This window comes from Enterobacter sp. MGH 38, from assembly GCF_000492855.1.
Taxonomy (GTDB): Bacteria; Pseudomonadota; Gammaproteobacteria; order Enterobacterales; family Enterobacteriaceae; genus Enterobacter; species Enterobacter hormaechei_C.
Map to the genome: position 1 here is coordinate 1,818,599 of NZ_KI535608.1, position 13,307 is coordinate 1,831,905.

Sequence of the window (13,307 nt, forward strand, 5' to 3'; positions counted from 1 at the left end):
AATCTATTCACAGAATAAATAAAAAAGGACCAGACAATTTTATCACACATAAATTCAGAATGATTTATTCATCAAATATATAAGTGAAGGATTATTTAATAATGAAAAATAATACGCCTGGGGTTAGGGATATTAGAAATGTTGTGTAGAGAAGAAGAACTTATACATGCTGGTCACATAAAGTGACCAGCATCAGGCCAGAGGGCCTGCTTTATGCATTGGGCATTTGTTACTGTTTCGCGCCTTCTACCGCTTCGCGAGCCAGTTTAGTGATGCGATCCCAGTCGCCTGCTTCCAGCGCATCCGCCGGAACCAGCCAGGAGCCACCGATGCACAGCACGCTTTTCAGCGCCAGGTAGTCACGGTAGTTTGCCGGAGAGATACCGCCCGTTGGGCAGAAACGCACCTGGGAGAATGGGCCCGCAATCGCCTGCAACGCTTTGGTGCCGCCGTTCGCTTCAGCCGGGAAGAATTTGAATTCTTTCAGGCCGTAGTCCATGCCCAGCATCAGTTCAGAAACGGTGCTGATACCCGGGATCAGCGGAATAGAACCTTCGGTTGCGGCTTTCAGCAGGGGCTCGGTCAGCCCCGGGCTGATGGCAAACTGTGCGCCCGCTTCGGTCACTTCCGCCAGCTGCTGCGCATTCAGAACCGTACCTGCACCGATGATCGCTTCCGGCACTTCTTTGGCGATAGCGCGAATCGCATCCATCGCACAGGCCGTACGCAGGGTCACTTCCAGAACACGAACGCCACCCGCAACCAGCGCCTTCGCCATTGGGACAGCGTGCTCCAGTTTGTTTACCACAATAACCGGCACGACAGGGCCAGTAGTCAGGATTGCTTCTGCACTTGTTTTCCAGTTTTTCATCAGAGTTTTCTCTCGCCAGATCGTTAAAATCAAGTCGTCTTAAAACGTAATACAGGTTGCGCCCTGCTCCGCACCGGAGAGTTTCTCACGCAACGCACCAAACATTTCGCGTCCGGTACCCACGCGGGATGCGCTCAGGTCAGGAATATGTGGCTGACGCGCCGCCAGCTCTGCTTCGTCCACCAGCAGGGTTAACTCGCCTGTCTGACCGTTAACGCGGATCATGTCACCATCACGCACTTTCGCCAGCAGGCCGCCGTCGTAGGCTTCCGGGGTGACATGAATCGCTGAAGGCACTTTACCGGATGCCCCCGAGAGGCGTCCATCGGTCACCAGTGCAATTTTGAAACGGCGGTCCAATAATACACCAAGCGGCGGCATAAGTTTATGTAATTCTGGCATCCCGTTCGCTTTTGGTCCCTGATGACGCACCACGACCACACAGTCTTTATCAAGCAGACCCGCGTCAAAAGCAGGTAAAACGTCGTGCTGGCTTTCAAACACCACCGCCGGCGCTTCAATCACCTGATTCTCTTCCGGCACGGCAGAGGTTTTCATCACGGCACGTCCAAGGTTACCGCTCAGCACTTTGGTGCCGCCGTGAGGAGAGAACGGCTGTTCGAAGGTTGCGATAACCTGAGGATCGAGCGAGTCGCTCGCCCCTTCGCGCCAGTCCAGCTCACCGTTGTTCAGCCAGGGTTCAAGGGTATAGCGATGCAGGCCAAAGCCCGCCACCGTGTTGACATCCTCATGCAGCAGGCCGCCTTTCAGCAGCTCGCGCATCAGCACCGGCACGCCGCCCGCGGCCTGGAAGTGGTTGATGTCCGCCGGACCGTTCGGGTACAGACGCGCCATCAGCGGTACCACGGAGGAGATATCGGAGAAGTCATCCCAGTTAATCAGAATGCCCGCCGCGCGCGCCATCGCGACAAGGTGCATGGTATGGTTGGTTGAACCGCCGGTCGCCAGCAGGGCGACAATCCCGTTTACGATAACTTTTTCATCCACCATTTTGCCCATTGGCATCCACTCGTTGCCGTTACCGGTCAGGCGCGTCACCTGACGGGCTGCGGCTTCGGTCAGCGCTTTACGCAGTGGCGCATCCGGCTGGATGAACGACGAGCCCGGTAGCTGCATCCCCATAAACTCCACCACCATCTGGTTGGTGTTGGCCGTACCGTAGAACGTACAGGTGCCCGGCGCGTGATAAGACGCGGCTTCCGCTTCCAGCAGTGCCTGACGGTCCGCTTTTCCTTCGGCATACAGCTGACGGATACGGACTTTTTCCTTGTTTGGCAGACCGCTTGCCATCGGGCCTGACGGTACAAAAATCGCTGGCAGGTGGCCAAACGACAGCGCGGCCATCACCAGCCCCGGGACGATTTTGTCGCACACGCCCAGATAGAGCGCGCCATCAAACATATTGTGAGACAGGCCCACTGCCGCTGACATGGCGATCACTTCGCGGCTCAGCAGGGACAGCTCCATACCATCCTGGCCCTGGGTTACGCCATCACACATGGCCGGCACGCCGCCTGCAACCTGGCCCACCGCGTTCACGCTGTGCAGCGCATTGCGGATGATAGACGGGTAGACCTCATACGGCTGGTGGGCTGAAAGCATGTCGTTATAGGAGGTAATGATGGCGATATTGTTACGCAACATGCTTTTCAGCGCGTCTTTATCACCAGGCTGGCAGGCCGCAAAGCCGTGGGCCAGATTCCCGCAGGCCAGCTGTGAGCGATGGACCGTTTCACTCTTCGCCTGTTCGATGCGGGCAAGGTAGGCAGCACGGGTCTCTTTCGAGCGTTCAACAATGCGCTGTGTTACGCGTAACAATGTCGGATTCATAAAAGCTCCTCTAATTTATCTGTCCAGGCTCGGGAGTTTACACAGTTTCTGACGGTTGTTAACAACGCTGAAACGCCTGATATCCGGAGCACAGGGGCAAAATGTCTGAAGGGAGTGTAATAAAAAAAGCTCCGCGGGTGAATCCACTCGGAGCTTAAAAGATAAAAATTATGCCACTTGCTGTGTTAGATCATGTTACCGGTAAAATAACACCTTTGGGCTAGAGAAGGTGGTTATTCAAACTCGTTCCAGGAGCGGCCATCACGGGTGATCATCGCAACGGAGGCGACAGGTCCCCATGTTCCCGCCTGATACGGTTTTGGCGCGTCCTGGTCGGCTGCCCACGCTTCGGTGATGGAGTCGACCCACTTCCACGCCTCTTCCACTTCATCGCGGCGGACGAACAGCGCCTGGATACCACGCATGGTTTCCAGCAGCAGACGCTCGTAAGCATCGGCCAGATGCGTCTGGTTGAAGGTTTCAGAGTAGCTCAGGTCGAGCTTGGTGGTTTGCAGGTTGTGTTTGTGATCAAGACCCGGCACTTTGTTCAGGATCTGAATATCCACACCCTCGTCCGGTTGCAGACGGATGGTCAGTTTGTTCTGCGGCAGTTCCTGCCAGGATTCTTTGAACAGGTTCAGTTCCGGATTTTTGAAGTAGACCACCACTTCGGAGCATTTTGCTGGCAGACGTTTCCCGGTACGCAGGTAGAACGGCACACCGGCCCAGCGCCAGTCGTCGATATCCACGCGGATCGCCACAAACGTCTCGGTGTTGCTGGACTTGTTCGCGCCCTCTTCTTCCAGATAGCCAGGAACTTTTTTCCCCTGGGCAAAACCTGCGGTGTACTGGCCGCGCACGGTTTTCTCACGCACGTTGGAGCGGTCAATACGGCGCAGTGATTTCAGCACTTTCACTTTGGCGTCACGAATGCTGTCGGCCGTCAGATCTGACGGTGGAGACATGGCAATCATGCACAGAATTTGCAGCAGGTGGTTCTGGATCATGTCACGCATCTGGCCGGCCTGGTCGAAGTAGCCCCAACGGCCTTCGATGCCCACCTCTTCCGCCACGGTAATTTCCACGTGGTCGATAGTGCGGTTGTCCCAGTTGTTCACAAACAGGGAGTTGGCAAAACGCAGCGCCAGCAGGTTCAGTACCGTCTCTTTGCCCAGATAGTGGTCAATACGGTAAACCTGACACTCCTCAAAGAACTCGCCTACCTGGTCGTTGATTTCACGCGAGGTCGCCAGCGACGTACCCAGCGGTTTCTCCATCACTACGCGCGCCGGTTTGGCGTTCAGCTTCGCCTCGCCCAGACCTTTGCAGATGGCGCCGAAGGTGCTTGGCGGCATGGCGAAATAGTTAATAGTGACACGATTTTCCTGGTCAAGCATTTCACCCAGACGGGTAAAGGCGCCTACATCGTTGACGTCCAGGTTGCAGAAATCGAGACGCCCGCTCAGCTTATCCCAAAGGCTTTCATCGATTTTCTCTTTCATGAACGTTTCGAGCGCCTCACGCACGACTTTGGTATAAGCCTCCTTATCCCAGTCTGCGCGCCCTACCCCAAGGATCCGGGTGTCGGGATGGATCTGGCCCGCTTTTTCGAGCTGATACAGGGAAGGCAGCAATTTTCGGCGTGCAAGATCGCCTTTCGCGCCGAAAATGACCAGGTCACATGCCTGGGCTGTTTGCGTTACCGCCATGTCATTCTCCTCAGTTAGATCGCCTGGTACTCTGCCAGGTATCGTTGTAATTTTATTACAATGCACTGTACTGCTTTTACGCGTTTCCTGAAACCATTAGCGCTTAACGTCGCGTGCGATACGGTGATTTTTCGTCGCCTGGGCCATTACGCCCGTCTGATGACGCAACAAACGTCGATTCTTTGCGCAACGGGGTCAGAGCAAAACCCGACGTCGATCAAGTAATGAAAAAAAACAACAACATTTCTTGTCGACGATTACCCTTTCGGGAGTCCTGGGGGTAATATCGGCTAAATCGAATCAAGGTTTCATCTCTTTATGAAATCGTTTATGCCCTCATGAGCGTCTTGTTAACAATGAACATGCTGGAAAAAATCCAGTTTCAACTGGAACACCTTAGCAAATCCGAGCGCAAAGTGGCTGAAGTTATTCTCGCCGCGCCCGCTCAGGCGATTCATTCAAGCATCGCCGCTCTGGCACAGGAATCGGGCGTCAGCGAACCGACGGTCAATCGATTCTGTCGTAGTCTGGACACGCGCGGCTTTCCTGATTTTAAACTGCATCTGGCCCAAAGTCTGGCAAACGGCACCCCGTATGTTAATCGCAATGTCGATGAAGACGACAGCGTTGATGCTTACACCGCAAAAATATTTGAATCGGCTATGGCCACGCTCGACCACGTTCGCCAGTCTCTGGACATGAGTTCAGTAAATCGCGCGGTCGATCTTCTCACGCAGGCCAAACGGATTGCCTTCTTTGGCCTTGGCTCGTCCGCCGCCGTGGCGCATGACGCCATGAATAAATTCTTTCGCTTTAACGTGCCGGTGATTTACTCCGATGACATTGTGCTGCAACGCATGAGCTGTATGAATTGTAGCGAAGATGATGTCGTGGTACTCATCTCCCATACGGGCCGCACCAAGAGCCAGGTGGAGCTGGCGCAGCTCGCGCGTGACAACGATGCGATGGTCATCGCCCTGACGACGGCAGGTACGCCGCTCGCCCGGGAAGCGACGCTCGCCATTACCCTGGACGTACCGGAGGATACCGACATGTACATGCCGATGGTCTCCCGCCTGGCGCAGTTGACGGTCATCGACGTACTGGCGACAGGTTTTACCTTACGCCGGGGCGCAAAATTCCGGGATAACTTGAAGCGGGTCAAGGAAGCCCTGAAAGAATCGCGTTTTGATAAAGAATTGCTTATAAAGAGCGATGTTCCCTAATAACGACGAAGTACGATTTACGGCATTCGGTCCCCTCGCTACTGCCTTGCGATAGATGAAGGCCGATTCTATGTTCACGCAACACCAAAGTTGTTTCAGTCAACGGAGTATTACATGTCCAGAAGGCTTCGCAGAACCAAGATCGTCACCACCTTAGGCCCGGCCACCGACCGCGATAATAACCTCGAAAAGATTATCGCCGCGGGTGCTAACGTGGTGCGTATGAACTTCTCTCACGGTACGCCAGAAGACCATAAATTACGTGCCGACAAAGTGCGTGAAATCGCAGCTAAACTGGGCCGCCATGTTGCTATCCTCGGTGACCTGCAAGGTCCAAAAATCCGCGTATCGACCTTTAAAGAAGGCAAAGTCTTCCTCAACATCGGCGATAAATTCCTGCTGGACGCCAACCTGAGCAAAGGCGAAGGCGATAAGGAAAAAGTGGGTATCGACTACAAAGGTCTGCCTGCTGACGTTGTGCCTGGCGACATCCTGCTGCTGGACGACGGACGCGTACAGCTGAAAGTGCTGGAAGTTCAGGGTATGAAGGTGTTCACCGAAGTGACCGTCGGCGGCCCGCTCTCCAACAACAAAGGCATCAACAAACTCGGCGGTGGCCTGTCTGCCGAAGCGCTGACCGATAAAGACAAAGCGGATATCGTGACCGCGGCGCAGATCGGCGTGGATTATCTGGCCGTCTCCTTCCCGCGCTGCGGTGAAGATCTGAACTATGCTCGCCGCCTGGCGCGCGATGCAGGCTGCGATGCGAAAATCGTTGCAAAAGTGGAACGCGCTGAAGCGGTCTGCGATCAGGACGCGATGGACGACGTGATCCTGGCGTCTGACGTGGTGATGGTTGCCCGTGGTGACCTGGGCGTGGAAATTGGCGACCCTGAACTGGTCGGTATCCAGAAAGCGCTGATCCGTCGCGCGCGTCAGCTGAACCGCGCGGTGATCACCGCCACCCAGATGATGGAATCCATGATCACCAACCCAATGCCGACCCGTGCAGAAGTCATGGACGTGGCGAACGCCGTGCTGGATGGTACTGACGCGGTGATGCTGTCAGCGGAAACCGCGGCGGGCCAGTATCCGGCGGAAACCGTGGCCGCCATGGCGCGCGTCTGCCTGGGTGCAGAGAAGATCCCAAGCATTAACGTCTCCAAGCACCGCCTGGATATCCAGTTCGACAATGTGGAAGAAGCGATTGCGATGTCCGCGATGTACGCAGCCAACCACCTGAAAGGGGTCACGGCGATCATCACCATGACCGAATCTGGCCGTACCGCGCTAATGACGTCCCGTATCAGCTCCGGTCTGCCGATCTTCGCCATGTCCCGTCACGAGCGTACGCTGAACCTGACGGCGCTGTATCGCGGCGTGACGCCAGTATACTTCGACAGCACCAACGACGGCGTGGCCGCCGCGCACGATGCCGTGAACCTGCTGCGCGACAAAGGTTATCTGGTATCCGGTGATATCGTTATCGTGACGCAGGGTGACGTGATGAGCACCATCGGCTCAACCAATACCACCCGCGTACTGACCGTAGAGTAAGCTCTGATCCCCTCTCCCCTAAGGGGAGAGGGGTGAAGGTTTCCTATTTCTTCGGGAAAAGTTCTTTACGCTTGTACGGCTCTGTTTCGCCAGGTTTACGCGTTTTGAGCAGCTTCAGGATCCACGTATATTGCTCCTTATGCGGCCCCACCAGCACTTCCACCTCTTCATTCATGCGGCGTGCGATGGTGTGATCGTCTGCGGTCAGCAGATCGTCCATCGGCGGACGTACCTCAATGCTCAGGCGATGCGTTTTACCGTCATAAGCCGGGAACAGTGGGATCACGCGGGCGCGGCAGACTTTCATCAGGCGACCAATCGCTGGTAGCGTGGCTTTATAGGTTGCGAAGAAATCGACAAACTCGCTGTGCTCAGGACCATGGTCCTGATCGGGCAGATAGTAGCCCCAGTAACCCTGACGTACCGACTGAATGAAAGGCTTAATGCCATCGTTTCGGGCGTGCAAGCGTCCGCCAAAGCGACGGCGCACGGTATTCCAGACGAAATCGTAGATTTTGTTTCCCTGATTATGGAACATCGCCGCCATTTTCTGGCCCTGCGACGCCATTAACATCGCCGGAATGTCGACCCCCCAGCCGTGCGGCACCAGGAAAATCACCTTTTCATCATTGCGACGCATCTCGTCGATGATCTCCAGCCCTTTCCAGTCAACGCGTTCAACGATCTTCTCCGGCCCTTTCAGCGCCAGTTCCGCCATCATCGCCATCGCCTGCGGCGCGGTGGTATACATGTCATCAATGATTGCTTCGCGTTCGGCGTCGCTTTTATCCGGGAAACAGTACAACAGGTTTATTTGCGCCCGGCGGCGTGCGCTTTTACCCAAGCGCCCTGCCAGGCGCCCCACTTTACCGAGCACCGGATCGCGAAGGGAAGCAGGTAGCAACGCCATGCCAGCAAACGCATATACGCCAATCCAGGCGCCCCAGTTACGCGGGTGGCGAAAAGATTTTTCAAACTCGGGAATGTACTCAATATTGTTTTTTTTGGTTTCCATGCGGGTTCCAGGGTCTGGTGACGCAAAAATATATGCGGATAGTGTAGCGAGGCTGCCGCCCGCGCACAAAAGAAAAAGCCGGCGCATACTGACGCCGGCTTTTTAAATCAGGGGAGCTTAGTCGAAGCGCAGCTGCGGCATCACCTCTTTCACCTGCGCCAGGTAATCTTTGCGATCTTTTCCGGTCAGCCCTTCGGTGCGCGGCAGTTTCGCCGTCAGCGGGTTAACCGCCTGCTGGTTGATCCACACTTCATAGTGCAGGTGCGGCCCCGTCGACCGGCCGGTGTTACCGGACAGCGCGATGCGATCGCCACGTTTCACCTTCTGGCCCGGTTTGACCAGCAGTTTACGCAGGTGCATGTAGCGGGTGGTGTACGTACGACCGTGACGAATAGCAACGTAATAGCCAGCAGCACCGCTGCGTTTCGCCATGACCACTTCACCATCTCCTACCGCCAGCACTGGCGTGCCCTGCGGCATAGCGAAGTCAACGCCACGGTGCGGCGCTACGCGGCCCGTTACCGGGTTCAGACGACGCGGGTTAAAGTTGGAGGAGACGCGGAACTGTTTCGCCGTTGGGAAACGCAGGAAGCCTTTTGCCAGACCCGTACCGCTGCGGTCATAGAACTTACCGTCTTCCGCGCGAATGGCGTAGTAGTCTTTGCCGTCTGAACGCAGACGAACGCCCACCAGCTGGCTCTGCTCGCGCTTACCGTCCAGCATTTCGCGGGACATCAGGACAGAGAACTGATCGCCTTTTTTCAGTTTGCGGAAATCCATCTGCCACTGCATGGCTTTGATCACCGAGCTGATTTCAGCGCTGGTCAGGCCGGCATCGCGTGCGCTGGAAACAAAGCTGCCGCCGACGGTCCCTTTCATGACGCTGTTAACCCAGTCGCCCTGCTGCAATTCACTGGTCATTTTGAAACCGTTTGCAGTGCGATCGTAGGTGCGGGTTTCGCGACGGGACATCTCCCAGGTCAAACGTTGCAGATCGCCGTCGGGCGTTAAGGTCCAGGAAAGTTGCTGACCAATTTTCAGGTTACGCAGCTCTTTATCGGATGCGGCGAGCTGGCTGATGTTGCCCATGTCGATACCGTACTGGTTCAGGACGCTGCTCAGCGTATCGCCAGTTGATACAACATATTCATGAATGCCAGCTTCATTCTGGATCTTGTCATCCAGCTCATCCTGGGGAATCGCTTCATCTTCCTGAGCGGCCTGATCGATAGGCTCGCTGGCCTCGGGCAGCAGAGAGCGGATCTCGCTCTTCTCCAGTTCGATGGTTTTGATGATTGGGGCGGAACTCGGGTGGTAAACATAGGGCCGCCAGACGGCGACCGCTAATGTGAGAACTGTAAGCGACCCCAGCATAACGCGGTGGGGTCGAGGCAGATTGTTAAATGCCAGGGCGACAGAGCGGGCTATCTGTTGCACGTATTCACTTCCTCGTTAATCTCCTTTCAGGCAGCTCGCATACTGATTCGCCAGTTGGCTGAGGAACTGCGAATAGCTCGCTTTGCTCAACTGGATGTTCGTACCTAGCGGGTCAAGGGTTCCCATGCGCACGGATGTTCCCCTGGCCACGGCTTCTACGACCGCTGGCCTGAACTGTGGCTCAGCAAAAACGCATGTCGCTTTTTGCTCAACCAACTGTGTTCTGATTTCATGTAAACGCTGCGCACCAGGCTGAATTTCAGGGTTGACGGTAAAATGCCCCAGCGGGGTCAGACCGTAATGTTTCTCGTAATACCCGTAGGCATCATGAAAAACGAAGTACCCTTTTCCTTTAAGCGGTGCGAGCTCGTTACCCACCTGTTTGTCGGTTGCGGCTAATTGAGCCTCAAAATCCTTCAGGTTGGCGTCGAGTTTGATTCGACTTTGCGGCATAAGTTCCACTAATTTGTCGTGGATTGCAACCGCTGTAAGCCGCGCTATCTCTGGGGAGAGCCAGAGATGCATGTTGTATTCACCGTGATGGTGATGGTCGTCACCTTTTTCACCATGAGCATGGTCGTGGTCATGCTCATCACCCTCGTCCTCAGCTCCTTTCATGAGTAACGGTTTCACGCCGGACAGCCCGGCAATCGTCACCTGTTTCTCAGCGGGAAGCTGTCTGGCTGACTTCTGCATAAACGCTTCCATCTCAGGACCAATCCAGACGACTAAGTCCGCGTTCTGTAAGCGTTTTACATCAGATGGACGCAGAGAATAATCATGCTCGGAAGCCCCGTCAGGCAGCAGAACCTGTGTCTCAGTGACCCCGTCCGCGATGGCAGAGGCGATAAATCCAAGCGGTTTAAGCGAAGCGACAACAGCGGCGTTAACATCTTGTGCTGTTGTACCCCAAAGAGCAGCGGATAAAGCTGCGAAAAGAAGCGTATTTTTCTGTAACATAATGCGACTAATCATCGTAATGAATGCGTGGAATGTGATATTATAACATTCGATGACTTCTGCAAGCTTAAATTGACATGACGACTTTAGTTTCTCTTGAAAATGTTTCGGTCTCATTCGGCCAGCGCCGCGTCCTTTCTGACGTGTCGCTGAATCTGAAGCCCGGCAAAATACTCACGCTGCTCGGCCCTAACGGTGCAGGCAAATCGACGCTGGTGCGCGTCGTATTAGGCCTGGTAGCCCCTGACGCAGGTGTTATCGTCCGCGAAGACAAATTGCGTATCGGCTATGTGCCGCAAAAATTACACCTCGATGCCACCCTGCCCCTGACGGTGAGCCGCTTCCTGCGCCTCCGTCCCGGTACGCGTAAAGCGGATATCCTCCCGGCGCTGAAACGCGTTCAGGCGGGACATCTTGTTGAGGCGCCCTTGCAAAAGCTGTCGGGCGGTGAAACCCAGCGCGTATTGCTTGCCCGTGCCCTGCTCAGCAGCCCTCAGCTGCTGGTCCTGGACGAGCCGACGCAGGGTGTTGACGTCAACGGTCAGGTTGCGCTGTACGATCTGATTGACCAGCTCCGTCGGGAGCTTAACTGCGCGGTGCTGATGGTCTCCCATGATCTGCATCTGGTGATGGCCAAAACCGACGAAGTACTGTGCCTGAACCATCACATTTGTTGTTCCGGCACGCCGGAAGTGGTGTCAATGCATCCCGAATTTATCTCCATGTTTGGCCATCGTGGCGCCGAACAGCTGGGCATCTATCGCCATAATCACAATCACCGCCATGATTTACAGGGACGAATTGTCCTGCGTCGGGGAAATGGACACTCATGATTGAACTGTTACTGCCCGGCTGGCTGGCCGGGATTATGCTTGCCTGCGCCGCGGGTCCACTCGGCTCGTTTGTCGTCTGGCGCAGAATGTCCTATTTCGGCGATACGCTGGCCCATGCTTCATTGCTGGGTGTCGCGTTTGGTTTATTACTGGACGTGAACCCGTTTTATGCGGTGATTGTCGTCACGCTGCTGCTGGCTGCCGGTCTGGTCTGGCTGGAAAAACGCCCTCACCTGGCAATTGATACCCTGCTCGGCATTATGGCGCACAGCGCCCTGTCGCTGGGCCTGGTGGTAGTGAGCCTGATGTCAAACATCCGCGTAGATCTGATGGCCTACCTGTTTGGCGATCTGCTGGCCGTCACGCCCGAAGATCTCATTTCCATTGCCATTGGCGTGGCGGTGGTGCTCGGGATCCTGCTGTGGCAGTGGCGGAGTTTACTGGCGATGACCGTCAGCCCGGATCTGGCCTTTGTCGACGGCGTGAAGCTTCAGCGCGTGAAGCTGCTGTTGATGCTGGTGACGGCGTTAACCATCGGCGTGGCGATGAAGTTTGTCGGCGCGCTGATCATCACGTCGCTGCTGATAATCCCTGCCGCCACGGCGCGCCGTTTTGCGCGTACGCCGGAGCAAATGGCCGGTATCGCGGTGATTATCGGAATGATTGCGGTGACGGGCGGGTTAACCTTCTCGGCGTTTTATGACACGCCAGCGGGGCCGTCGGTGGTATTGTGCGCGGCGGTGTTGTTTATTTTCAGTATGATGAAAAAGACCGCGCAGTAGTCAGCATGTCCCCGGTGGCGCTTCGCTTACCGGGGCTAGAATTTATCGCTACTTACGGCATCGCGGGCGGCGTAATGCCGAAATGATTCCACGCCCGCACCGTCGCCATACGACCGCGCGGGGTACGCTGCAAGAAGCCTTGCTGGATCAGATACGGCTCCAGCACATCTTCGATAGTCTCACGCTCTTCGCCAATTGCCGCCGCCAGGTTATCCAGCCCTACTGGCCCGCCAAAGAACTTATCCAGCACCGCCAGCAGCAGCTTACGGTCCATATAGTCAAAACCTTCAGCATCGACGTTCAGCATATCCAGCGCCTGGGCGGCGATCTCGGCCGATATAGTGCCGTCGTGCTTCACCTCGGCAAAGTCACGCACCCGGCGCAGCAGGCGGTTGGCGATACGCGGCGTACCGCGGGAGCGCTTCGCCACTTCAAACGCCCCCTCTTCGCTCATATCCAGCCCCATGTAGCGCGCGCTGCGCCCCACAATATGCTGAAGGTCGGGCACCTGATAAAACTCCAGACGCTGCACGATACCAAAACGGTCACGCAGTGGAGAGGTCAGCGAGCCGGCACGGGTCGTGGCGCCAATCAGGGTAAACGGTGGCAGATCGATTTTGATCGAGCGCGCGGCCGGACCTTCACCGATCATGATATCCAGCTGGTAATCCTCCATTGCCGGATAGAGCACTTCCTCCACCACCGGCGACAGGCGATGGATCTCGTCGATAAACAGCACGTCATGCGGTTCGAGGTTGGTCAGCATCGCCGCCAGGTCCCCTGCTTTCTCCAGTACCGGGCCGGAAGTGGTACGCAGGTTAACGCCCATTTCGTTGGCGACGATATTCGCCAGGGTGGTTTTACCTAACCCCGGCGGACCAAAAATCAGCAGGTGATCGAGCGCATCGCCGCGCAGCTTTGCCGCCTGGATGAAAATCTCCATCTGAGAACGAACCTGCGGCTGGCCGATATACTCATCCAGCAGTTTGGGACGGATCGCGCGATCCACCACGTCATCTGGCTGAATGGTGCCTGCCGATACCAGGCGGTCTGCTTCAATCATCCT

Annotated in this window: 11 protein-coding genes; 4 read left to right on the forward strand and 7 right to left on the reverse strand. The window is 55.8% G+C overall.

All coding sequences use genetic code 11. The features are described from left to right. Positions 1-229: 229 nt before the first annotated feature. The 3 genes from kdgA to zwf form a co-directional block, all read right to left on the reverse strand. The gene (kdgA, locus tag L384_RS02930) at positions 230-871 is read right to left on the reverse strand and encodes a bifunctional 4-hydroxy-2-oxoglutarate aldolase/2-dehydro-3-deoxy-phosphogluconate aldolase (protein WP_003859774.1); all 642 of its coding nucleotides are present in this window, start codon (positions 869-871) and stop codon (positions 230-232) included. Between the two features lie 39 nt (positions 872-910). After that, complete coding sequence (gene edd, locus L384_RS02925; RefSeq protein WP_015570284.1) at positions 911-2,722, reverse strand: phosphogluconate dehydratase; 1,812 nt, start codon at positions 2,720-2,722, stop codon at positions 911-913. A 233-nt stretch (positions 2,723-2,955) separates the two neighbouring features. Beyond that, complete coding sequence (gene zwf / locus L384_RS02920; RefSeq protein ID WP_003859771.1) at positions 2,956-4,431, reverse strand: glucose-6-phosphate dehydrogenase; 1,476 nt, start codon at positions 4,429-4,431, stop codon at positions 2,956-2,958. Positions 4,432-4,787: 356 nt separating this feature from the next. On the opposite strand from zwf, the gene L384_RS02915 reads away from it, so the two are divergent. Together L384_RS02915 and pyk are read left to right on the forward strand one after the other, a co-directional pair. After that, positions 4,788-5,657: a MurR/RpiR family transcriptional regulator gene (locus L384_RS02915; RefSeq protein ID WP_003859769.1), complete on the forward strand. Its 870-nt coding sequence runs from the start codon at positions 4,788-4,790 to the stop codon at positions 5,655-5,657. Positions 5,658-5,771: 114 nt separating this feature from the next. Beyond that, entirely contained in the window at positions 5,772-7,214 is a 1,443-nt protein-coding gene (pyk, locus tag L384_RS02910; protein ID WP_003859767.1) for a pyruvate kinase, read from the forward strand. 43 nt (positions 7,215-7,257) lie between these two features. On the opposite strand, the gene lpxM is transcribed toward pyk, so the two are convergent. The 3 genes from lpxM to znuA form a co-directional block, all read right to left on the reverse strand. Continuing rightward, positions 7,258-8,229 (reverse strand): lauroyl-Kdo(2)-lipid IV(A) myristoyltransferase, encoded by a 972-nt coding sequence (gene lpxM, locus L384_RS02905; RefSeq protein WP_022651444.1) that lies wholly within the window; start codon positions 8,227-8,229, stop codon positions 7,258-7,260. A 117-nt stretch (positions 8,230-8,346) separates the two neighbouring features. Further along, positions 8,347-9,666, reverse strand: a complete 1,320-nt coding sequence (gene mepM, locus L384_RS02900) for a murein DD-endopeptidase MepM (RefSeq protein ID WP_003859762.1) — start codon at positions 9,664-9,666, stop codon at positions 8,347-8,349. A gap of 15 nt (positions 9,667-9,681) precedes the next feature. Beyond that, positions 9,682-10,626, reverse strand: a complete 945-nt coding sequence (gene znuA / locus L384_RS02895) for a zinc ABC transporter substrate-binding protein ZnuA (RefSeq protein ID WP_003859760.1) — start codon at positions 10,624-10,626, stop codon at positions 9,682-9,684. A gap of 77 nt (positions 10,627-10,703) precedes the next feature. Here znuA and znuC point away from each other — a divergent pair, with 77 nt between their 5' ends. Further along, on the forward strand, positions 10,704-11,459 hold the full coding sequence (znuC, locus tag L384_RS02890) for a zinc ABC transporter ATP-binding protein ZnuC (RefSeq protein WP_003859757.1): 756 nt from the start codon (positions 10,704-10,706) through the stop codon (positions 11,457-11,459). Further along, on the forward strand, positions 11,456-12,241 hold the full coding sequence (znuB, locus tag L384_RS02885) for a zinc ABC transporter permease subunit ZnuB (protein ID WP_003859755.1): 786 nt from the start codon (positions 11,456-11,458) through the stop codon (positions 12,239-12,241). The genes znuC and znuB overlap by 4 nt, the downstream gene beginning before the upstream one ends. Before the next feature lie 52 nt (positions 12,242-12,293). Here the strand turns inward: znuB and ruvB are convergent, their stop codons facing one another. Then, on the reverse strand, positions 12,294-13,304 hold the full coding sequence (gene ruvB / locus L384_RS02880; protein WP_003859753.1) for a Holliday junction branch migration DNA helicase RuvB: 1,011 nt from the start codon (positions 13,302-13,304) through the stop codon (positions 12,294-12,296). Between the last annotated feature and the right edge of the window lie 3 nt (positions 13,305-13,307).